This is a genomic window from Winslowiella toletana (assembly GCF_017875465.1).
In the GTDB taxonomy this organism is placed as follows: Bacteria; Pseudomonadota; Gammaproteobacteria; order Enterobacterales; family Enterobacteriaceae; genus Erwinia; species Erwinia toletana.
Genome location: NZ_JAGGMQ010000001.1, coordinates 2,932,067 through 2,954,092 on the forward strand (window position 1 = coordinate 2,932,067; position 22,026 = coordinate 2,954,092).

16 protein-coding genes and 3 tRNA genes are annotated in these 22,026 nt (G+C 56.1%); 12 read left to right on the plus strand and 7 right to left on the minus strand.

What is annotated here, in order from left to right; all coding sequences use genetic code 11:
- Positions 1 to 28 precede the first annotated feature (28 nt).
- Both epmA and mqo read left to right on the plus strand, forming a co-directional pair.
- Positions 29 to 1,006 (plus strand): elongation factor P--(R)-beta-lysine ligase, encoded by a 978-nt coding sequence (gene epmA / locus J2125_RS13610; protein ID WP_017801122.1) that lies wholly within the window; start codon positions 29 to 31, stop codon positions 1,004 to 1,006.
- 156 nt (positions 1,007 to 1,162) lie between these two features.
- A complete protein-coding gene (gene mqo, locus J2125_RS13615; protein WP_017801121.1) occupies positions 1,163 to 2,809 on the plus strand; it encodes a malate dehydrogenase (quinone) in 1,647 nt (548 codons plus the stop codon).
- A 47-nt stretch (positions 2,810 to 2,856) separates the two neighbouring features.
- Here mqo and mscM read toward each other — a convergent pair whose 3' ends face one another.
- The 3 genes from mscM to rsgA all read right to left on the minus strand — a co-directional run bounded on the left by mscM (position 2,857) and on the right by rsgA (position 8,236).
- Positions 2,857 to 6,186 carry a miniconductance mechanosensitive channel MscM gene (mscM, locus tag J2125_RS13620; RefSeq protein WP_026111692.1) on the minus strand — a complete coding sequence of 1,110 codons (3,330 nt, stop codon included), beginning with the start codon at positions 6,184 to 6,186 and terminating at the stop codon, positions 2,857 to 2,859.
- A 9-nt stretch (positions 6,187 to 6,195) separates the two neighbouring features.
- Complete coding sequence (gene asd / locus J2125_RS13625; RefSeq protein WP_017801119.1) at positions 6,196 to 7,095, minus strand: archaetidylserine decarboxylase; 900 nt, start codon at positions 7,093 to 7,095, stop codon at positions 6,196 to 6,198.
- 94 nt (positions 7,096 to 7,189) lie between these two features.
- A complete protein-coding gene (gene rsgA, locus J2125_RS13630; RefSeq protein WP_017801118.1) occupies positions 7,190 to 8,236 on the minus strand; it encodes a small ribosomal subunit biogenesis GTPase RsgA in 1,047 nt (348 codons plus the stop codon).
- Positions 8,237 to 8,339: 103 nt separating this feature from the next.
- Between rsgA and orn the strand changes: the two genes are divergently transcribed.
- The 6 genes from orn (at position 8,340) to J2125_RS13660 (ending at position 14,387) form a co-directional block, all read left to right on the plus strand.
- On the plus strand, positions 8,340 to 8,885 hold the full coding sequence (gene orn / locus J2125_RS13635) for an oligoribonuclease (RefSeq protein ID WP_017801117.1): 546 nt from the start codon (positions 8,340 to 8,342) through the stop codon (positions 8,883 to 8,885).
- A 180-nt stretch (positions 8,886 to 9,065) separates the two neighbouring features.
- Positions 9,066 to 9,142, plus strand: a tRNA-Gly gene (locus tag J2125_RS13640).
- 344 nt (positions 9,143 to 9,486) lie between these two features.
- Complete coding sequence (locus J2125_RS13645) at positions 9,487 to 10,380, plus strand: ABC transporter substrate-binding protein (protein WP_026111691.1); 894 nt, start codon at positions 9,487 to 9,489, stop codon at positions 10,378 to 10,380.
- Positions 10,380 to 11,309 carry an amino acid ABC transporter permease gene (locus tag J2125_RS13650; protein WP_026111690.1) on the plus strand — a complete coding sequence of 310 codons (930 nt, stop codon included), beginning with the start codon at positions 10,380 to 10,382 and terminating at the stop codon, positions 11,307 to 11,309. Before J2125_RS13645 ends, J2125_RS13650 begins: the two co-directional genes overlap by 1 nt.
- The gene (locus J2125_RS13655) at positions 11,302 to 12,063 is read left to right on the plus strand and encodes an amino acid ABC transporter ATP-binding protein (RefSeq protein WP_017801114.1); all 762 of its coding nucleotides are present in this window, start codon (positions 11,302 to 11,304) and stop codon (positions 12,061 to 12,063) included. The genes J2125_RS13650 and J2125_RS13655 overlap by 8 nt, the downstream gene beginning before the upstream one ends.
- Before the next feature lie 32 nt (positions 12,064 to 12,095).
- The gene (locus tag J2125_RS13660) at positions 12,096 to 14,387 is read left to right on the plus strand and encodes a molybdopterin-dependent oxidoreductase (protein ID WP_017801113.1); all 2,292 of its coding nucleotides are present in this window, start codon (positions 12,096 to 12,098) and stop codon (positions 14,385 to 14,387) included.
- Here J2125_RS13660 and J2125_RS13665 read toward each other — a convergent pair whose 3' ends face one another.
- The 4 genes from J2125_RS13665 to purB are packed head-to-tail and all read right to left on the minus strand — an operon-like array spanning position 14,388 to position 18,793.
- Entirely contained in the window at positions 14,388 to 15,710 is a 1,323-nt protein-coding gene (locus tag J2125_RS13665) for an MmgE/PrpD family protein (RefSeq protein WP_017801112.1), read from the minus strand. It lies immediately after the preceding gene.
- Positions 15,707 to 16,858 carry an amidohydrolase gene (locus tag J2125_RS13670; protein ID WP_017801111.1) on the minus strand — a complete coding sequence of 384 codons (1,152 nt, stop codon included), beginning with the start codon at positions 16,856 to 16,858 and terminating at the stop codon, positions 15,707 to 15,709. Before J2125_RS13670 ends, J2125_RS13665 begins: the two co-directional genes overlap by 4 nt.
- 1 nt (position 16,859) lies before the next feature.
- Entirely contained in the window at positions 16,860 to 17,414 is a 555-nt protein-coding gene (locus tag J2125_RS13675; protein WP_017801110.1) for a GNAT family N-acetyltransferase, read from the minus strand.
- Positions 17,411 to 18,793 (minus strand): adenylosuccinate lyase, encoded by a 1,383-nt coding sequence (gene purB / locus J2125_RS13680; RefSeq protein WP_017801109.1) that lies wholly within the window; start codon positions 18,791 to 18,793, stop codon positions 17,411 to 17,413. The genes J2125_RS13675 and purB overlap by 4 nt, the downstream gene beginning before the upstream one ends.
- A 356-nt stretch (positions 18,794 to 19,149) precedes the next feature.
- Here purB and J2125_RS13685 point away from each other — a divergent pair, with 356 nt between their 5' ends.
- From J2125_RS13685 to J2125_RS13700, 4 genes are all read left to right on the plus strand, one after another.
- Positions 19,150 to 20,223, plus strand: coding sequence for an iron-containing alcohol dehydrogenase family protein (locus J2125_RS13685; protein WP_017801108.1), 1,074 nt, complete (start codon positions 19,150 to 19,152; stop codon positions 20,221 to 20,223).
- A gap of 17 nt (positions 20,224 to 20,240) precedes the next feature.
- Complete coding sequence (locus J2125_RS13690) at positions 20,241 to 21,554, plus strand: LLM class flavin-dependent oxidoreductase (RefSeq protein ID WP_017801107.1); 1,314 nt, start codon at positions 20,241 to 20,243, stop codon at positions 21,552 to 21,554.
- Between the two features lie 250 nt (positions 21,555 to 21,804).
- Positions 21,805 to 21,880 (plus strand) — tRNA-Gly (locus J2125_RS13695).
- Between the two features lie 42 nt (positions 21,881 to 21,922).
- Positions 21,923 to 21,998: transfer RNA gene (locus tag J2125_RS13700), tRNA-Gly, on the plus strand.
- The last annotated feature ends 28 nt before the right edge of the window (positions 21,999 to 22,026 follow it).

Here is a 22,026-nt window from a genome sequence, read left to right on the forward strand (position 1 = left end):
CCCCCTGTTTGACTGAGGAGTAAACCCCATGAGCGATACGGCAAGCTGGCAGCCGAGCGCATCTATTGCCAATTTGTTGAAACGTGCAGCAATTATGGCTGAAATACGACGTTTCTTTGCCGATCGTGGCGTGCTGGAGGTGGAAACCCCGGCGATGAGTCAGGCAACGGTGACTGATATTCACCTGTTCCCGTTTCAGACGCGTTTTGTCGGACCGGGCGCTGCTGCCGGACTGGATCTCTATCTGATGACCAGCCCGGAATACCATATGAAACGCCTGCTGGCGGCGGGCAGTGGCCCGATTTATCAGCTGTGCCGCAGCTTCCGCAATGAAGAGGCCGGACGTCACCATAATCCGGAATTCACCATGCTGGAGTGGTATCGTCCGCATTACGATATGTATCGTCTGATGAATGAAGTGGACGATCTGATGCAGCAGGTACTGGAGTGCGACAGCGCGGAAACCCTCTCTTATCAGCAGGCGTTTATTCGTCATCTGGAAGTGGATCCGTTATCGGCGGATAAAACTCAGCTGCGCGAAGTGGCGGCTAAACTGGGCGTCGGCGATCTGGCGAATGCCGAAGAGGATCGCGATACCCTGCTACAGCTGCTGTTTATGCTGGGTGTGGAACCGAAGATTGGTCAGGATAAACCAGCGTTTGTTTATCATTTTCCGGCCAGTCAGGCGGCGCTGGCAGAGATCAGCACCGAAGATCATCGCGTCGCTGAGCGCTTCGAGGTCTACTATAAAGGCATCGAACTGGCGAATGGTTTCCGTGAACTGACCGACAGCCGCGAACAGCGTCAGCGTTTTGAGCAGGATAATCGCCGTCGCGCGGCGCGTGGTTTACCACAGCAACCCATCGATACCAATCTGCTGGATGCGCTGGCGCATGGCATGCCGGACTGTTCCGGGGTGGCATTAGGTGTCGATCGTCTGGTGATGCTGGCGTTAAAAGCCGAGCGCTTAAGTGATGTGCTGGCGTTTTCGGTCGATCGTTGTTGATTAAATCGGCGGTATTGATACCGCCTTTTGTAATTAACAAAAACAAAAAACATTATCATTAATTAAAAAACTAAAAATCTTCCAACCTGCTGGTAACAATATTTTAAACTTTGCGCACTTTTTAATTATCATCAAGCAACAAAGTGCAGATTTAAAATGAATAAAGCAACAAAAATCCTCCCTGGGCTTACCTTATCAGCACTGCTGGTGTGTTCAGCGCTACACGCTGAAACCACACCGCAGAAAACCGACGTACTGTTAGTTGGCGGCGGCATCATGAGCGCCTCACTGGGAACCTGGTTAGAAGAACTGCAGCCAGGCTGGAAACAAGTGATGGTCGAGAAGCTTGACGGCGTCGCGCTTGAGTCCTCCAATGGCTGGAACAATGCCGGTACCGGTCACTCCGCCAATATGGAACTCAACTACACTCCTGAGCGTCCGGACGGCAGCATTGATGTCAGCAAAGCGCTGGAGATCAACGAAGCCTTTATGATTTCCCGTCAGTTCTGGACGGCGCAGGTTAAAAACGGCGTGATGAACAACCCGCACTCCTTTATTAACTCAACGCCGCATATGAGTTTTGTCTGGGGTGATAAAAACGTTGAGTTTCTGACTAAGCGTTATGAAGCGCTGCAGAAAACCGCACTGTTCCAGGGAATGAAATTCTCTACCGATCACAACCAGATCCAGCAGTGGGCGCCACTGGTAATGGAAGGTCGTGATCCGCAGCAGAAAGTTGCAGCGACCTGGACGCCGGTCGGCACTGACGTCAACTACGGTGAAATTACCCGTCAGCTGATTGGCAGCCTGAAGAAGAACAGCAACTTTACCCTGCAAACCTCGTCAGAAGTCACCGACTTTAAACGCAACAGCGACAACTCCTGGCATGTCACCATTAAAGATGGCAAAAGCGGCGAAGAACGTGCTGTAGATGCGAAATATGTCTTTATTGGCGCAGGCGGCGGCGCGCTGAAGCTGCTGCAGAAAACCGGTATTCCTGAAGCGGATAATTACGCTGGCTTCCCGGTGGGCGGTTCCTTCCTGATGACCGAAAATCCGGCCATCACCAGCCGTCATTTGCAGAAAGTATATGGTCAGGCTTCAGTCGGCGCACCGCCGATGTCAGTACCGCATATCGATGCCCGCAATCTGGATGGCAAACGCGTGGTGCTGTTTGGACCATTCGCTACTTTCTCCACCAAATTCCTGAAAAACGGTTCGCTGTTTGATCTGCTGAGCACCACCACCACCAGCAACTTTATGCCAATGACCCATGTTGGTCTGGATAACTTTGATCTGGTTAAGTATCTGGTTGGTCAGGTCATGTTAAGTGATGATGACCGCTTTGCTGCGCTGAAAGAGTACTATCCGGACGCGAAGAAAGAAGACTGGAAACTGATTCAGGCTGGTCAGCGTGTGCAGATTATCAAGAAAGATGCAGATAAAGGCGGCGTACTGAAGCTGGGTACCGAAATTGTTACCGACCAGCAGAAAACCGTGGCGGCATTGCTGGGCGCATCTCCGGGTGCTTCAACTGCCGCACCGATTGCGCTTAACGTAATGCAGAAGCTGTTCCCGGAAGAGTTCAAATCGCCAGAGTGGCAGAGCAAAATCCGTAAAATTATCCCGAGCTACGGTCAGAAGCTGAATGACAATGTTGGCCTGACGCAGCAGGTCTGGGATGATACCGCCGCCACACTGGAACTGACCAAACCACCGGTTATCCAGATGACTGAGAAAGCAGCCGCAGCGCCGACTCAGGAAAAAGCAGCCAGCAGCCCACAGCACGATATGGCGCTGTAAGTTATGTTCCCGCGCCGCAACAGCGGCGCGGGAACACGCTCCTCGTCCTACAACCCACCCGACTTAAAGTTTCTTGCCGCTGGTGAACCATTACTGGCCGGTGTTTTGCGTCCCAGCGTTTCCATACGCACCTGGAAAGGCGGGAACGGCATCTCAATACCATGCTCACGGAAACCGTGCAGAATCAGCTGATGCAGCTCATGACGCAATGGCATCCGGTGACCCATCTCCGCCGCGTGAATACGCAGTTCAAACAGCTGGATCCCCTGTTGCAGATCGACCAGGAACACTTCCGGCTGCGGCATATCCAGCACGTAAGTACAGCGCTCCGAGGCCTGTAGCAGGATATTGCTTACCTCTTCACTGTTTGCTGAAGCTGGCGCCGGAATGGTCAGCACCACGCGCGTTACCGAGTCAGACAGCGACCAGTTAACAAACTGTTCGGTGATAAAGGCCTTATTCGGCACGATAATCTCTTTGCGGTCCCAGTCGGTAATGGTAGTGGCGCGCGTATTGATGCGGGTAATGCTGCCGGTTAAGTCGCGAATGGTGACGGTATCGCCGATACGTATCGGTTTCTCAAACAGAATAATCAGGCCAGAGATAAAGTTGGCGAAGATCTCCTGCAAACCAAAACCTAATCCAAAACCGAGTGCGGCCACCAGCCACTGCAATTTCGACCACTCCAGGCCGATCATTGAGAACACCGACATGCCGCCAATTAACAGCAACAGATACTTGGTCAGAGTGGTAATCGCATAGCCGGTGCCGGGCGTTAAATTCAGATGCTGCAACAGCGCCAGCTCCAGCAGGGCGGGCATATTACGTACCAGCTGGGCGGTGATAATAATCACCAGAATGGCGATTAACACTGCGCCAAGGGTGATTGGCTCAATGCTTTCCACTCCCTGCACCGTGGTGCTGGCATCCCACAGTTTAATATTCTCAAGGAAGCCAAACGCGGAGTGGATCTCCGACCACAACACAATCACCGAAATCAGCGCGATAAGCGTCAGAATCGAACGCACCAGACGCAGCGACTGGGCGCTAATCGCATCGAGATCAATCACCGGCTCATCAATCTCGACACCATCGGCATTATGCGGCGGCGCCTCTTCTTCGCCACGGGCGCGATGGGCCAGCATATCGGCGCGACGCTGACGGGCGCGGTCAAAGGCGATGCGACGGCGCTGGATCAGCATCCAGCGGCGGATAATATGATAGATAATCAGCAGCAGGAACCAGATCGCCACTGAGGTTTCCAGCCTTGCCAGCAGCGCCTGCGCGGTGGCCAGATAGCCGACACAGGAGGCGAGGGCGGCGAACAGCGGAATGCAGATCATCAGATTCCACAGAATCTTGTTGATGATATTTTCGCTGTTGCCCTCTTTATCGAGATACAGCGGCAGTCCGGCGCGCTTCAGGCTGATGGTCACCAGGCTTAAGGCGCCGCAAATCAGCACAAAGCACAGACGGCCAAGAGTGGCGGAGAACTGGCGATCGTCCAGGTTATCAAAGGCAATCAGCAGCATAATCAGCGGCACAATAAAGCCAATCGACAGTGAGTAGTAGCGCATTGCGCGCGCCACCCGCTGTTGCGGCCAGCGGAAATGCACCACAAACAGACCCTGCGGCCGGGCAAAGGCGGCGCTGATCATAAATGCCCACAGCACGGGCAGGGTGGCGGTAACGCCATCACCAATCGCCACCGCAATCGGATAGGGCCAGGCGTGCTGCAGACCGTAACCCAGCGCCGCCCACAGTACCGGCAGCGGCAGGGCGGCGATAATCGACCAGAAGACGGTGCGCACGGTCAGGCTGAACTGATCCTGCGTCACTTTACCGACGCGGCTGGTGGCCCGCTCAAGAAACGCATGGTAGTGACGACGTGAACTGATACTGATACCGACCAGCAGCAGGGCGGCAAACACCGGCACCACCGTTTCGCGACTGGTAAACATCATCACAAACGCTCCGCCAAGCTGGCCAAGGGTATCCAGTGACAGCAGGCGATTAAGATCATGCGCCAGATCGATCGGGAAACTCAGATTGATCGGGCTGACATCGGCGGTCCAGAACAGATAGCGGTGGGTGGCCTCTTTAATTTCCGTCAGCGCGTCTTCCAGCTGGCTGTTGGCCACTTTCAGTTTGGTCACTTCCAGAATCAGAGTGTCGGAACCCGAGATCAGCGAGCCTAACAGCTCACGCTGGGTGCGCAGCTGGGCTTCCAGAATACGTTTTTGCTCGCTGGTCAGATCGGCGCCATTTTCCTGCTTCTGCTGTCTGAGCTGCGACTGACGGTTGAGCAGATCTTCGTAGTGCAGACGCTGTACCCGCAGCTGACCCATATCGCTGTCCAGCTGCTGAGATTTTGGCATCTCCGGCAGTCGTGCAACCTGCGCGCGCAGCGCTTCACCCAGCAGATTGGACGCGCCGAGCCACTGTGACTGTTCGCGGATCGTGCTCAGCGCCTGACGAACCTGAATGGTCTGATTGGTGGCCTGGCGCTGTTGCGAGGCCATCAAATCCATCCGTTGCGCCTGCTGATTCAGCGCGCCGGAAAGCTCGCGGTTAACGCGGAACTGTTCGGTGATGCCTGGCGGCAGGTCGCCGCTGTTTTCGGCCAGCTGCTCGGTGCGTTCCAGCGCCAGCTCAGCTTCGCGCTGGCGCTGACTGTTAAGCTGATTACGCAACGCCTGCAGATAGTTATCCAGCTGGGCGGCGCGTTTCTGATGGACTTCAGCGCGCATCCGCGCCAGTTCCTGCCGATTATTGGCCGACAGTTGCGCCAGCTCCAGCTCATCCACGCGCGCTTTTTGCGCGGCGGATTCCGCCTGACGGGCGTAAATCTGCGCCTGCGCCATCGGCGTTGCCGGGCTGGGTTGTCCCTGCAGGCGACGCTCTATTTCACTGAGCGCGCGGCGTGCTTCGGTCTGCTGCTGCGGAAGTTGTGACAGTGAGTCACTGATTTCGCGTGCGCGATCCTGCTCTTGTTGCGCCTGACGTCCCTCTTCCAGCAGCTGGCTGCTGACCTGCAGGATCTCCTGATCCAGTTCCGCGCCGGTCATGCTGGCGCGTACCTGTCTGGTGCTGTCGGTCAGCGTAGTGATTTGCTGGCGCAGTTCACGCGACAACTTTGGGAAGTCGTCGATTACCTGCTGATACTGTTCAGTCAGCTCAAGCGAAGCTTTACGTTCGTTGAGCCAGTTAAGGGCGGTTTCCAGCGTTTGCACCAGCTCCGCCTGATTCGGCGTATTCTTGCCGGATTTGGCCTGGTCAAGCTCTTGCTTAACCTGGGCGTCATCCGGCAGGCTGGCGGCATAAACGGGCAAACTTAAACAGCAGCCCAGCAAAAATGAGAAAATCAGGCGCACAATATTGATCTGCTATGAGTGATGTAACACGGTTTCCGCATCGGTCTTCTGCAATGAGATCGCCAGCGGTTGACCCAGACGGGTTTTCGCTTCTGGCGTCAGGCTTTCCGCCAGTTTTACCCGACCCGGAGCAAACAGGTTGATAACCGTTGAGCCTAACTTAAAGCGGCCCATCTCCTGTCCTTTTAACAGTACTACCGCGCCTTCTTCCTCGGCGCCTGGCCAGGTCCAGCGTTTAATCACGCCAGTTCGCGGCGGCGTGACGGTGCCGGACCAGACGGTTTCGATGCTGCCGACGATGGTGGCGCCAACCAGAATCTGTACCATTGGGCCAAATTCAGTATCGAAGTAGCAGATGACGCGTTCATTACGCGCAAACAGGTTCGGCACGTTTTGCGCGGTCAGCGGGTTAACCGAGAACAGATCGCCCGGCACATAGATCATTTCACGCAGGATGCCGTTACATGGCATATGTACGCGATGATAGTCACGCGGCGCAAGGTAAGTGGTGACAAACTCGCCGTCACGGAACTGATCGGCCATCTGGTAGTTACCGGCCAGCAGGGCTTCCAGTGAATACAGATGTCCTTTCGCCTGGAAAATATTGTCGCCGTCGATATGACCAAGCTGGCTGATAGCGCCATCGGCTGGCTGCAACAGCAGATTCGGATCGGTATCGAGCGGGCGGGCGTTATCACGCAGCGGGCGCACGAAGAAGTCATTAAAAGTACGGTAGGCGGCGGTATCTGGCTTCTGCGCTTCAGACATATCGACTTTGTAATACCAGACAAAGCTATCAATCACCGCTTTGGTCAGCCAGCCGGCGCGCTTGCTGGCGCCCCATCCGGCGAGTTCAGTCAGCCATTTTTTTGGCAGCATATAGTTCAGGCCGAGTTTAATACGATCCAACACGTTAGCCTCCTGGCTTAATTCACGACGTTGAGAGAAAAAGGGGGCGAATTGTAGCAGTGCCCCATCCTTGTGGCTATGTAGCAGAAATTAATGCTCAGTCATCACTGGCGAAGTTCTTCCGCGTCTTCATTTCCGCCATGCTTTCCAGAATACGATGATAATTATAGAAGCGGGACGCATTGATTGTGCCGTTCTCCACTGCCTCACGAATGGCGCAGCCTGGATCGGTATCATGCTTGCAGTCGCGGAATTTGCAATCGCCCAGAAACTCACGGAATTCGACAAATCCACGGGTGATTTGTTCCGGTTCCAGGTGCCAGAGGCCAAATTCACGCACGCCGGGGGAGTCGATAACATCGCCGCCGGTCGGGAAGTGATAGAGACGCGCTGCGGTAGTGGTGTGCTGACCAAGGCCGGAGGCATCAGAAATTTCATTTGTCAGGATCTCATCGCGACCGAGGTCGAGGCCAAGCAGGGCGTTCAGCAGGCTCGATTTGCCGACGCCGGACTGACCGGCAAAGATACTGATGCGATCCGTCAGCGCCGCTTCCAGCTCTTCCAGCCCCTGTTTTTCATGGCTGGAGACCATCAGCACCTTGTAGCCAATATGGCGATAAATCTCCATCTGCTCATCGACAAAGGCGCGGCCTTTCGCGTCCAGCAGATCGGTTTTATTCAGCACCAGCAGCGGTTGCACCTCCAGCGTTTCGCTGGCCACCAGATAGCGGTCGATAATATTCAGCGACAGCTCAGGCAGAATAGCGGAAACAATCACAATCTGATCGATATTGGCGGCAATCGGCTTCACGCCGTCATAAAAGTCCGGGCGTGTCAGTACCGAGGTGCGTTCATGCACCGCTTCGACAATACCTTTGACCATGGTGCCCTGGCCGGGACGCCAGACGACACGGTCGCCGGTGACCAGTGAACGGAGGGTGCGACGAATGTTGCAGCGATGCACCGACCCGTCAGCATCCTCGACATCGGCGTGCATGCCAAAACGGCTGATCACCACCCCGTCACGCGCTTCACCAAACATACTGTCGTCTGGTTCTGGCTTGCCTTCACGTTGTTTCAGGCGGCGATCGTGGTTGGCGCTGACGCGACGTTGCTGACCTTTGGACAGTTTATTTTTGCTCACTCTTCCTCTCAGGACTGACGGCTTGTTCGCCCATAGCGGGCAAAACGTCTATGATACACCCTTATTCGTTATTATGACGACTTTGGCAACTGCGGGATCAACCATGAGCGGAAACGAAAATAACCTGATTTGGATCGACCTTGAAATGACCGGCCTCGATCCGGAGCGCGATCGCATTATTGAAATCGCCACCCTGGTCACCGACGCCAATCTGAATATCCTGGCGGAAGGCCCGATCATTGCCGTGCATCAGAGTGATGAGCAGCTGGCATTGATGGATGACTGGAATGTGCGCACCCATACTGGCAGCGGTCTGGTGACGCGGGTAAAAGAGAGCCAGTTTGACGATCATGCCGCGGAGCTGGCGACGATTGCTTTTCTGCAGCAGTGGTGCCCGGCGAATACTTCACCAATTTGCGGCAACAGTGTCGGCCAGGATCGTCGTTTCCTGTTTAAATATATGCCGCAGCTGGAAGCTTACTTTCACTACCGTTACCTGGATGTCAGCACCCTGAAAGAGCTGGCGCGCCGCTGGAAGCCGGAGATCCTGCCGGGCTTTAAAAAGCAGGGTACGCACCAGGCGATGGATGATATTCGTGAGTCGGTGGCCGAACTGGCTTACTACCGCGAGCATTTTATTCAGCTCTGAGTATGCGGGCGGCGAGAACGCTGCCCCTTCGGATCATGATGTTATGTACGGGCGGCGTTCTCGCCGCCCGTACAAAAAATCCACGTATACTAAATTTTTTCTATTTAGCTATTGCGCACTTACAGAATACTCGTATAATGCGCACCCCGTACCGATGAAGAATTTTATCGGCTACGCTTAGCGGGAATAGCTCAGTTGGTAGAGCACGACCTTGCCAAGGTCGGGGGTCGCGAGTTCGAGTCTCGTTTCCCGCTCCAGATTAAGTCTTACAGTGGTGTCTGCCGCTGCAAGCAAAGTGAAAAAGGACCTTCGGGTCCTTTTTTGCGTTCTGCGTTTAGCTTCATGCCGCCGATAAATTAAATTATCTCCGCTTATCAGCTTATTTCTCCCTTTCTTATATCCATTATTCAGGTTTAGTTATCTGATTTAATCATTTGCCAGAAAATGGGATATGCCTTCAGAATGAATTTCCAGGTAGTTCCTGACTGATCTACCGCGATTAATTCGATTAAAACAGCTCACGCAATTCGGTGTTTTTTTCGTTGTGTTTATCACGGCGAACGTGATTTCTTTTTGGCTATATCAGGAAAAGGTTCTTCTTATGAAGTTATCCACATTAATGCTGCCGCTATTGATGGCGGGAAGTTTATCTTCGGCATGGGCGGCAGAACAGAATGTTCCGGCGCACACCACCTTTAACGTTTCCGCAGATAATCAGCTAAAGAGTAAACTGCCCGAAGATATTCTGAAGCGTGGATATATCCTGGCCGGAACCAATCCAAATACACCACCCACTACCTTTTATCAGGCAGATAATAAAACGCTTGCCGGGCGCGAAATCGATATTATGAACGCTGTCGCCGCCCGCTTAGGGGTTGAGGTACACTGGCAGGATACCGGTGGTTTCGACAATATTATTCCAGGTCTGAAATCTGGCCGCTACGATGTGGCGTTATCTAATATTAATGCCACCAAAAAACGCATGGACCAGGTAGATTTCGTCAGCTATTACGACGCCTCACGGCTTGGGGTGATTTCGCGTAAAGACGCGAATATCGCGCCTTTTACCTCCTTCCTTGACGTCTGTGGCAAAGAGATTGGCGCGGGGGCTGGCACCACTCAGCTGACACGGCTGGATGACGCCAGCAAGGCGTGTCAGGCGGCGGGTAAAGAAGCGATTAAAGTTGCGGTATTCCCGGATCGTCCATCAGGTGTGCAGGCGGTAGTCAGCGGACGTGTGCCGCTGTTCTTTGGTCCGTATGAGGGCCTGACCTGGCAGGTGCAGCAGGTTAAACCGCTGACCATGAGCGGCGAGATCCATGTCAATGACGCGCCGGTCTCCATTGCTTTCCCGAAAGCGTCTCCGCTGGAAGAGGCGGTGCAGGCTTCACTGAACTCGCTGATCAAAGATGGCACTTATCAGAAGATCCTCGATAAGTGGTCAATTGGCTTTGGCGCGGTGAAAGAAGCGAAGCGTAACGAAGAGATTCTATGATGAATGCCGGGCAACCAGAGCAGCAAACTGAAGAGCTACGGATAGTCGGTAAGAAGTATATCGGGCGCTGGATCAGCGCCCTGTTAGTCGCGCTGGTGCTGTTAGCCATCGCCCACTCAATGATAAACAACCCCCGTTTCGAATGGTCGGTGATTGCCGCCAGCTTTACCGAAGAGTCGATTCTGCAGGGGGTGCTGATGACCCTGAAGCTGACAGCGATTTCAGTGGTGCTCGGTTTTGCCGGCGGTACGGTGCTGGCGCTGATGCGTCTCTCCGCCAACCCGGTGCTGGTGGCCGTCAGCTGGGCTTATACCTGGTTCTTTCGTGGCGTGCCAATGCTGGTACAGCTGTTCCTCTGGTACAATATTGCGGCGCTCTATCCCACTATTTCCCTCACCCTGCCGTTTGTCGGCGAGGTCTGGAGTGCATCGGCTAACGCCTTAATCAGTCCGTTTAGCGCGGCGGTGATTGCGCTGGTGATGCACCAGTCCGCTTATGCCGCTGAGATTGTACGCGCCGGTATTCAGAGTGTTGGCGCCGGACAACTTGAAGCCGCGCGCGCCTTAGGTTATCGCCCGGCGCAGATTTTCCGCCATACCGTATTGCCCCAGGCGATGCGCGCGATATTACCGCCCGCCGGTAATGAAGTTATCGGTCAGCTGAAAACCACTGCGGTGGTATCGGTGATTTCACTGCAGGATGTATTGTTCTCAGCACAGATTATTTATCAGCGCACCTATGAAGTTATCCCGTTATTACTGGTCGCCACGTTGTGGTATTTGCTGATGACTTCGCTACTGTCGATTGGACAATATTATGTTGAGCGTCATTTCAGCCGCAGCAGTACGCAACGCAAAGTAAAGCGTGAAAGCGTAAACGTCACGACGCCGGCGTATAGCATCGAATCAGGGAGAGCCAGCAATGGGTGAGACGATTCAATTACGTAACGTCACCAAGCGTTTTTCCGGTAATACGGTGCTGGATGGCATCGATCTCGATATTCCCGCCGGTTCGGTAACGGTGATCCTCGGGCCTTCCGGTTCCGGTAAATCGACGCTGCTGCGTTGTATTAATCATCTGGAAAAGCTGGATGGCGGCACCATCCGTATTGGTGGCGAGCTGGTGGGGTATAAACAGGTTGGTCAGTCGCTGTATGAACTGAGCAGCCGCCAGATTGCTGAGCAGCGCAGCCGAACCGGCATGGTGTTTCAGCAGTTTAATCTGTTTCCGCATCGCACCGTGCTGCAAAACATTACTGATGCGCCGCAGCGGGTGAAAAAGCAGAGCCGTCAGCAGGCGACCGCCAAAGCCCGTTCGCTGCTGCAACAGGTTGGTCTGGCGACGCGTGAAGATGACTGGCCGCAACAACTCTCCGGTGGCCAGCAGCAGCGCGTGGCGATTGCGCGCGCGCTGGCGATGGATCCTGAAGTGATGCTGTTTGATGAACCGACCTCCGCCCTCGATCCCGAACTGGTGGGTGAAGTGTTACAGGTAATCAAAAGACTGGCGCACTCCGGCATTACCATGGTGGTGGTGACCCATGAAGTGGGCTTTGCCCGCGAAGTGGCCGACAACATTATTTTTATGGAAGAGGGCAAAATTGTGGCGTCCGGGCCGGGTAAAACGGTGCTGGATGACACGCAAAATGTCCGTTTCCGCCACTTTCTGTCGACGGTGTTATAACGCCGTCTGTACCCCTCTGCCGGACCGCCTTGATGACTGACAGATCCCACAGTTCACACTGGGGCGCGTTTAGCGCCCGCTTGCATGATAATCGTCTGACGATTACTCCTTTCGCCGGCGATCCCGATCCCAGTCCGCTGTTAAAAAACTTTGAAAATGTACTGAATCATCCGGTGCGCGTTACGCAGCCCATGGTGCGGCGCGGCTGGCTGGAAGATGGCCCGGGTGCTGATGAGCGACGTGGATCCGATGACTATATCGCCATTAGCTGGGAGCAGGCTTACCAGCTGGCAGCCGACGAGCTGCAGCGCGTCAGTGCGGAATCTGGCCCGCAGGCGGTGTTTGGCGGCTCTTACGGCTGGTCGAGCGCCGGACGTTTTCATCATGCCCAGAGCCAGGTGCATCGCTTTCTGAATACGGTGATTGGCGGCTATGTCCGTTCGGTCAACAGCTACAGTTCCGGCGCCGCCTCGGTGATCCTGCCGCATATTGTCGGCGACATGAATGAAGTGGCGCGCCGTGGCGTGAGCTGGGAAGAGATTTCACAACATACTGAGGTGCTGTTGTCGTTTGGTGGTCTGGCGCTGAAAAACGCCCAGGTTGCCAGCGGTGGCCTGAGTGAGCATACCGAGCGTGGCTTTATCCATGCCGCAGCGACGCGCGGCACGCAGTTTCTTTCGGTCAGCCCGCTGCGCAGCGATCTGCCACAGGAGGCGCAGGGCGAGTGGATCCCGATTCGTCCCGGCACCGATGCGGCGCTGATGCTGGCGTTGCTGCATACGCTGGTGGCAAACGACTGGCATGATCAGGCGTTTCTGGATCGTTACTGCGTCGGCTGGGACACGCTGGCGGCCTATATCGGTGGTGAAGCCGATGGGCAGGTGCGTGATGCCGGATGGGCGGCGGCGATCTGTGGTATTGATGCGCAGCGTATTGTCGCACTGGCGGCGCAGTTGCAGGGCCGCCGGGTACTGGTCAGCGTCGCTCACGCCTTACAGCGTGCGCAGCATGGCGAACAGCCGGTGTGGCTGGCACTGGTGCTGGCGGCGGCGTTAGGCCAGCCTGGTTTGCCGGGCGGGGGTTTTGCCTATGCGCTGGGCGCGCTCGGTCATTATGGTAAGCACCATAATCTGGCGTCGTTTCCCGCGCTGCCGCAGGGCAAGAATGGTATTGACCGTTTAATCCCGGTGGCACGTATCGCCGATATGCTGCTGCATCCCGGTAAGTCGTTCCGCTATAACGGCCGCGATCTGACTTATCCGACGATAAAGCTGGCCTGGTGGGCTGGTGGCAACCCTTTCCATCACCATCAGGATCTGGCGCGTTTACGCCAGGCGTTCAGTAAGCTGGATACCTTAATTGTCCACGAAGTTGCCTGGACCGCCACCGCCCGCCATGCCGATCTGGTACTGCCCTGCACCATGACGCTGGAGCGCGAGGATATTGGCGGCGCTCCGACCGATCGCCATCTGGTGGCGATGCAACAGGTAGCGCAGCCGCACGCGCAGGCGAAAGATGACTACACCATTTTTGCCGAACTGGCGCGGCGTTTAGGGCGTGAAGCGGAGTTTACCGAAGGACGCACCGCGCGCCAGTGGCTGATTTATCACTATCAGCAGTTGCAGCAACGGCTGGCGGCGCAGGCGGTGGTGATTCCGGACTTTGCGCAGTTCTGGCAGCAGGGCGTGCTGGCGTTGCCGCAAATCAAGGATGGCGGCCGCATGCTGAAAGCGTTTCGCGCCGATCCGCAGCAATATCCGTTGCCGACCCCAAGCGGGAAAATTGAGATTTTCTCGGCCACCATCGCCGCTTTTGCCGATGCGGATTGTCCCGGTCACGGCCAGTGGCTGACGCCGCTGGAACAGCCAGATGCACAGCATCCGCTGTATCTGATTGCTAATCAGCCCGCGTCGCGTCTGCACAGTCAGCTCGATTATGGTCAGCACAGTGTTGATATGAAGCGGCGTGGTCGCGAAGTGTGTCGTATGCATCCGCATGATGCGCGCAGTCGCGGCATCAGTGATAACGATGTGGTGCAGATCGTGAATACGCGCGGCATTGCGCTGGCATGTGTCGATATCAGCGAGGCGATCATGCCCGGTGTGGTGCAGCTGCCGACTGGCGCCTGGTATGATCCGGTTGACCCGCTGGCGGCGCGGCCGATGTGCCGTCATGGTAATCCGAATGTGCTGACGCTGGATATTGGTACTTCGGCGTTAAGCCAGGGCTGTAGTGGGCAGATTACGGTGGTTGATGTGCTGCCGTTTAACGGCGAACCACCGGCGGTACAGGCTTTCCTGCCACCGCTGGCAGGAAAACGCTGATTACTTTACGCTCAGCAGTGCACAGAGCGCAGGCAGGTCGTCTGCCGCGCGCAGCTGGCTGCGCGTCACTATCTGCTGTCGCTGGCTTTCGCTGTGGTTCGGCAGGCAGCTGCGCAGCTTGCTGGTCAGATCCAGCGGAATAGCGAGGCTCTGCTGACGGGTGACGCGCTGCTGCAGACGTTCGCCACTGCTTAACCATAGCGTCACCTGATGGAAGCGCTGGCCGGGATTAAGCGCATCCGGCGGCGCACTCTCATCCGGGCAACGCACCGCTTTCTCTGCCAGCGCCGCAATCTCCGGGTTTAGCGGTCCTTCGGCAAAATCCTCAACCCGCAGGTTGTCGCGCAGCAGGGCGATAGCCACCACATACTCCAGACTGAAACGCGCTTCGATACCATTCTGCGGATGGCGGATAAACGCGGCAATATCCCCGCCCGGTGGAAAGGCGATGTCAATGCGCTGAATCGCCGCCGCCAGCGCCGCGACACTGTGGCCTTGTTGCAGCCAGGCACTGCGCAGCTGACGCGCCGCATCGGCGGCGCTGTGGGTGCCGGAGCAGGTGGGATAAGGTTTAAACTCCAGCCCCGGCGCGACGATGCGCCATGGCGCGCCCCAGCTGGCGGTCAGTTTTTCCGGTTGTTGTTGCCCGGCGCAATACGCGTGCAGGAAACTCTCCAGTACCTGTTGCGGCTGCCCATCAAAGCCGGCCAGCGTCAGCAGGATCGCGCTGACCGCTGCCTGCGCGGCAAGCCCGGCGTGCAGCGGTTTCACCGCGCTGCCAAATTGCGCGCGCAGACCGCTGGCCTGCGTCGCCGCCAGACCGAGGATCACCGCGGTTTGCTCCGCGCTGGCGTCCAGCAGACACGCGGTTGCCGCCGCTGCCGCGATAACACCAAGGGTGGCGGTATTATGGAAGCCAAGCGTGTAGTGCTGTGGCCCGGCCGCCAGCCCCAGACGACCGGCCACTTCGACGCCGATGACATATGCATCGAGAAAATCGTCGCCACTGATTTCCGGCCGCTGCGCCGCTAACGCCAGCAGGGCCGGCAGAATCACCGTGCCCGGATGACCGCGAAAATCGGCATGAAAATCATCAAAGTCCAGCGCGTGCCCGGCGTAGCCCAGCAATAGCGCCTGGCTCAGACTCTCTTCACCGCGATAAACCTGGCGCAAACTGCGCAGCCCGGAATCGGCAATCTCACCGTTCACAACCGGCAGGGTGACGGCAATAAAATCCAGCAGACCGGCACGGGCTTTAGCGCGCGCCTCCTCTGATGGGCGGGTGCTGACAATCAGCGTGGCGAGCTGTTGCGCTAAGCTCATGCTTTCACCAGCGCCTTAACCGCCAGTTGCAGCAGATAGCGGGCAGTGGGAAACAGGGCGCGATCGTCGACGCGGAATTCCGGATGGTGCAGGGCAAAAGGGCCACCGGAGCCAACCATCACAAAAGCGCCGGGGATCTGCTGCTGATAGAACGCAAAGTCTTCGCCAATCGGACTGGCCTCGACGCGCCGCGTCTCAAAACCGACCTCTGACGCCTGCTGTAAGGCGAAATCCACCCAGTCTGCATCATTGACCACCGATGGCGGACCCGGCTGCCAGTTAAGCGTGATATCGCTGGCGAAAGCCGCGCCGATACCTTGCGTCACTTCGCGGAAACGGCGTTCGATCAGCTCACGGGTCTGTTGATCAAAACTGCGCACCGTGCCTTCCAGCCAGGCGCGATCCGGGATCACGTTCCAGGTGCTGCCGCTGTGGATCTGGGTAATTGATACCACCGCATTTTCGCTGGACTGCACATTCCGCGCGATCAGGGTTTGCAGCGCGGCAATCAGTTGTCCGGCAATGACAATCGGATCGTTGCCCTCATGGGGACGCGCGGCGTGGCTGCCGGTGCCTGCAATGGTGATATCGAAGCGATCGACACCGGCGGTCAGTGCCCCGGCTTTGCTGCCGAGGACGCCGACCGGCAGGGTCGGATCGTTATGGATGCCAAAGATCACCCGCGCATTATCCAGCGCGCCGGTCGCCAGCAGCGTGGGCGCGCCATGTCCGGTCTCTTCCGCCGCCTGGAACAGAATACGCACGGTGCCGGGCAGGTTCTCTTCCTGCGCTTTCAGCATTATCGCCGCGCCGAGCGCTGCTGAGGTATGAAAATCATGTCCGCAGGCATGCATCACGCCAGAGTGTTGTGAAACGTACGCCACGCCCGATTTTTCCTCGATCGGCAACGCATCGATATCAGCGCGCAGCACCACCAGCGGCCCTGTCTGCTGACCGCCGATTTCCGCTACCAGACCGGTGGCGAGCGGCAGATCGAGCACGCGGATATGATGACTTTCCAGCGCCGCTTTAATCCGTGCAGTGGTAGCAAACTCCTCGTTGGAGAGCTCAGGATAACGATGCATTTCATGGCGGAAATCCTGAATAAAGCGCGCCAGATCCTGATGTTGTGAGGGGATAGCTAACATTTTAAACTCCTGTTAAGGTGCGCGTTTCACGCACTGGCTGACGCGCCAGCCACCCGGCATGGCTGGCGTCATCCAGCACTTTCTTCATATACAGTGTGATATGGCCTTTGCCGAGATCGGTTTCATGCATTGGCTGAAAACCGCGCTTCAGGTACATCGCGCGCAGCCACGGATGGCTGGTGGCGGTGCCCAGCGACACCGCAGGCGCTTTCAGCTCGTCACGCAGCACCTCCTGTTCCAGCCAGCTCAGCAGCTGGTTGCCGTAACCCTGGCCGTTAAACGCCGGATGGGCGCCAAACCAGCCGATATGCGGCAGGCCAAAAGGCCCCGGCAGCGGCCCCCAGGGATAACGAATGGTTACCGAGGCGACCATCTGCTGATCAATAAACAGGGCATACACCCCATGCTGTTGCAAATGGCCTGTGACTTTCGCCAGGTCCGCCGTCGCCGCATCAAAATGAATCCCCAGTGCTTTGACCGGGGCGTAAGCCGCGAGCATCAGCGCCAGATAGTCATCACGGTCAGCAGTGGTAAGCGCACGGTAGTGGGCTGTCATGGGGTAAGTTCCTCTTGCGGTGATAAATGACCGGACTGACGGGCAAAGTTAATCACCTCATCCACTTTTTGCGGCGCGCTACCGATGTAACTGGCCGGATCGAGCCAGCGCTCCAGCTCGGCCGGGGTCATGCTGGCGGCAATCACCGGCTGTTCCAGCAGTAGCGCCTGGAAAGATCGCTGTTGCTCCCAGGCCTGCATGGCGCACTGATAAATCAGATGATGGGCGCTCTGCTTGCCGAGCTTTTTGCCGGTTTCAAACATCACTTTTTCCGACAGCATCAGACCATCCTGCATTTGCAGGTTGGCCAGCATGCGCGGCTTATTGACGGTGATATCCGGCAGAATGGCGCGCGCGCTCTGTAACTGGGCCGATAAATAGATGCAGATCTCCGGCAGCGCCAGCCACTCTGCGCGCCAGCTCATCGCATCGCGTTCGTGTTCAACATGCATCGAGTGATAAATCAGACTGGCGCTGCTCAGCAGCGGCGCGGTTAAGCTGGCTAATCCTTCCAGCGCCGCCGGATTGCGTTTATGCGGCATGGTGGTGGAGCCAATTTTACCGATGCTGAACGGCTCTTCGATCTCGCTGATCTCCGTGCGCATCAGGTTATAAAGTTCGTTACCGATCTTGCCCAGCGTGCCGCTGATCAGCACCGCCACTGAAGCAAACTCGGAGAAGCGATCGCGTGCCGCCTGCCAGCCTATATTGGGGGTGTTTAATCCCAGCTGTTGCAGCGCCAGACGCTCAACCCGTGGACCTGCCTCACCAAGCGCGGCGTGGGTGCATATTGCACCACTGAGATTGCCGGTCAACAGGCGTGGGGCAATCTGCTGCAGGCGATCAAGATGACGGATAAATTCATCCAGCCAGACCGCGACCTTAAAGCCAAAGGTGGTGGGTTGCGCCTGCATGCCGTGGGTGCGACCCGCCATCAGGGTATACTGATGCTGTTTCGCCAGCTTTATCAGTGTTTCACTGAGCGCCACACAGTCACGCACAATGATTGCCAGCGCCTGCTTAAGCTGTAAAACCGTGGCGGTATCGACAATATCCTGGGTGGTGACGCCGTAATGAATATATTCACCAGCCTCGCCGCACTGCTGTTGTAGCGCCTTCAGCGTCGGCATCAGCGAATGTTTCATCTGCGCCGCGGCGCTGGCGATGGCGTCAATATCCAGCAGGCTGGCGTCCGCCCGGCTGGCAATCGCGTCAGCCGCCTGTTGTGGAATAATGCCCAGCTTACCTTCGGCTACCGCCAGCGCCACTTCGACGCTGACCTGTTGCGTCAGTCGGTTATGCTCTGACCAGATATTGCGCATTTCTGCGGTGCCAAAATTATTGCCAATTAAAAGATAATCGATTGGATGTGAGGCCATTAATATCTCATTATTTTAAGGGTTAATTTTACGGTGTCGGAATCGATAAATTAATTACGCTTCCGCTACCTGAAATTAGCCTTAGTTTCCTCTATCATTTCTTTGATCCAGCACAGCGCGCAAGTGTTTTACTGGCTATAGCTGAATTTCATCTATACTTTTGCGAATTTATGAAAAGCAAATGGCCAGTATGTGATTGCTTATTTTTAATTTTCTCGTAGCATAATGAAAAAGAACTCTTTCTCAGATCATATTTACCCTGATTATTCCTCTTTAATTGGGTCATATTTTTTCTCTCTGCCGGGAACGGGATTTTTATGCCCGTTATTTAATGCATAAATAAACAGGTTATTATCGTGCTTGCCATAAAATCACCGCACAGCTATTACCATCAGTCCGGTCTGATTGCCCGGGCGGGTGAATATATCGCGCCGCTGGCGACCCGCATCGCTATTATTACCAGCCCGCAAGCCTGGCAGGCGGTTAATCCGCAGCTGGAAACCAGCCTGCGGCAACACAACATTGATTATCAGGTCGATTTCCTTGCTGGCGCATGCAGCGATGTGGCGGTTGACCACCATCAGGCTCGCACCGGACAGTATGGCGCGAGCTTAGTGCTGGGGGTTGGCGGCGGCCGGGTGGTGGATTGCGCCAAAGCGGTGGCGAACCGTTTTGCGCAGATGGAACTGGTTACCCTGCCAACGGTGGCCGCGACCTGCGCCGCCTGGTCGCCGGTCAGTATTATCTATAACGCACAGGGTGGACAGGAGCGCAGCGTACCGATGGCGCGGATGCCGGCGCGAGTGCTGGTCGATCCGGAAGTGATTGCGCAGAGTGATGTGCGTTTTCTGAAGGCTGGCATTATTGATGCGCTGGCCAAGTGGTATGAATTTGTCCCTTATCAGCAGCAAGATCCCGACAGCCTGTCGCTGAAGCTGAAAGTTCAGGCGGCGCGGATGGCGGTAGAGGTGTTTGAGCAATATGGCGCTGAAGCGGTACGTGACAATCAGCAGCATAAAGTGACACCGGCGCTGATTAAAGTGATTGACGCGAATATTGCGCTGGCCGGGCTGGCCAACAGTATGCGCGATGAAACCCCGACGCCTGGCGTGGCCCATGCGATTCATAACCGTCTTACGCACCAGCCGGAATTGCATCACTGGTTGCATGGCGAAAAAGTCGGTTTCTGTCTGCTGGTACAGTCGCTGCTGGAGAGCCAGAACGGTCAGCCCGATGAAAAACTGCTGTCACTGCTGCGCCAGTATGATGCGCCGCTGACGCTGTCACCGCTGCATGGCGATCGCGCCGCCGTTCTGGCGACCATTGCGCAGGAAGTAAAATTCTCTGCGGCCAATGCTGCGCGCTTACCTTTCTCACTTGCCGCCAGCGCCATTGAACAGGCGCTGCTGGCAACCGATCGCGCTTTTTGATTTCCTAAGGATCGAATATGTCTGATACCTCAACCAGCCGCCGTCAGCTGCGTCTTGGACTTTTTGTGCAGCCGCTGGGGCATCATGTCAGTGGCTGGCGTATGACGCAGCAGCTCGGCTCGCCGACTGATATTGAATGGCTGACGTGGATTGCGCGCAAAGCCGAAGAGGGTACCTTTGATATGTTTTTCGTCGGCGATGCGCTGGCGACCAGCGTCTATCGTTTGCCGTCAACCATGGCGCGCCTTGAGCCGCTGACGCTGTTATCGGCGCTGGCGGTGCAGACTAAACATATCGGACTGGCGGCTACCGCCTCCACCACCTTTAGCGATCCGTTTAATCTGGCGCGTATTTTCTCCTCGCTGGATCATATCAGCCACGGGCGTGCGGCATGGAATGTGGTGACTTCGTTCTCTACTGATGTGGCGCGCAATTTCAGCCGTGACGATATGCCGGGCCATGCAGAGCGTTATGCCACTGCCCATGAGTTTCTTGAGGTGGCATTCAAGCTATGGCAGGGCTGGCAGGAAGGCGCGGTGCAGCCGGATAAACAGAGCGGGCAATATTTTGTCGATGAGAAGATCCAGCCGATCAATCATCAGGGCAAACATTTCCAGGTGCAGGGACCGCTGAATATTACCCGCTCGCCGCAGGGGCGTCCGGTGATTATTGAGGCGGGTTCGTCAGCCGATGGACAGAAACTGGCGGCGGCTACCGCCGAAGTGGTGTTTACCGCTGCGGCCACGCTGGAAGATGCGCAGGCCTTCTACCGTTCGCAGAAACAGCTGGTGGTGGATGCCGGACGTCATCCCGATCATCTGCTGATCCTGCCGGGCGTGATGCCGATTGTCGGCCACACCCGTGAAGAAGCCTGGGCGACCTGGCGCGAACTCAATCAGCTGGTGGATATCGATAACGGGATTAAACAGCTCTCCACCCGTTTTGGCATGGACTTAAGCCAGTTTCCGCTGGATGGCCCGGTGCCGGAAGCACCGAATATTGAAGGTGGACAGAGCCGGGTAAAATTGCTGACCGATTTAGCCGAGCGCGAAAATCTGACGCTGCGTGAGCTGGCGGCGATCGCCGCCGGGTCCCGTGGGCATCGGGTGCTGGTCGGCACCGCTGAAGAGATCGCCGATGATTTCCAGCGCTGGCTGGAGCAGGGGGGCGCCGATGGCTTTAATATCATGCCAGCGATTATGCCGGAGCAGCTGTCGCTGTTTGTCGAGCTGGTGATCCCGGAGTTAAGACGTCGTGGCCTGTTCCGTGAGGAATACCAGTACAGCACGCTGCGGCAAAATCTTGGCTTGCCAGCGCCAGAAAAGGTCTAACTCTATGATTCTGCCCCTCTTCAGCCACTTCGGCTGAAGAGGGGCGTTAGCATGCTGTGTCGAACTTTTAGGCGTTCGCACTTCCTTTGTGAACAAAGGACTTGCCATCATTTTCGAACAAGGCCATAATAGCGTCCATTCCTGATAGGGGAATGGTTAAAAACCTTTTCTAATCAAAAGGTTAGAGATCGAAATTGGGTCTCGGAATGTAAAAAAATGATTTTCGCTGTTTACAGCAACCAGTTCCAAAGCGGGAATAGCTCAGTTGGTAGAGCACGACCTTGCCAAGGTCGGGGTCGCGAGTTCGAGTCTCGTTTCCCGCTCCAAAATATGATTTTGCTGTCTTACAGCACACCAGTAGTTCCTAAGCGGGAATAGCTCAGTTGGTAGAGCACGACCTTGCCAAGGTCGGGGTCGCGAGTTCGAGTCTCGTTTCCCGCTCCAGGTTTTCTTCTTACCTTTTCCAGATGAA

Coding starts and splice junctions, on each gene's coding strand:
- epmA (WP_017801122.1), top strand. CDS start 29: ATGAGCGATACGGCAAGCTGGCAGCCGAGCGCATCTATTGCCAATTTG.
- mqo (WP_017801121.1), top strand. CDS start 1,163: ATGAATAAAGCAACAAAAATCCTCCCTGGGCTTACCTTATCAGCACTG.
- orn (WP_017801117.1), top strand. CDS start 8,340: ATGAGCGGAAACGAAAATAACCTGATTTGGATCGACCTTGAAATGACC.
- J2125_RS13645 (WP_026111691.1), top strand. CDS start 9,487: ATGAAGTTATCCACATTAATGCTGCCGCTATTGATGGCGGGAAGTTTA.
- J2125_RS13650 (WP_026111690.1), top strand. CDS start 10,380: ATGAATGCCGGGCAACCAGAGCAGCAAACTGAAGAGCTACGGATAGTC.
- J2125_RS13655 (WP_017801114.1), top strand. CDS start 11,302: ATGGGTGAGACGATTCAATTACGTAACGTCACCAAGCGTTTTTCCGGT.
- J2125_RS13660 (WP_017801113.1), top strand. CDS start 12,096: ATGACTGACAGATCCCACAGTTCACACTGGGGCGCGTTTAGCGCCCGC.
- J2125_RS13665 (WP_017801112.1), bottom strand. CDS start 15,710: ATGAGCTTAGCGCAACAGCTCGCCACGCTGATTGTCAGCACCCGCCCA.
- J2125_RS13670 (WP_017801111.1), bottom strand. CDS start 16,858: ATGTTAGCTATCCCCTCACAACATCAGGATCTGGCGCGCTTTATTCAG.
- J2125_RS13675 (WP_017801110.1), bottom strand. CDS start 17,414: ATGACAGCCCACTACCGTGCGCTTACCACTGCTGACCGTGATGACTAT.
- purB (WP_017801109.1), bottom strand. CDS start 18,793: ATGGCCTCACATCCAATCGATTATCTTTTAATTGGCAATAATTTTGGC.
- J2125_RS13690 (WP_017801107.1), top strand. CDS start 20,241: ATGTCTGATACCTCAACCAGCCGCCGTCAGCTGCGTCTTGGACTTTTT.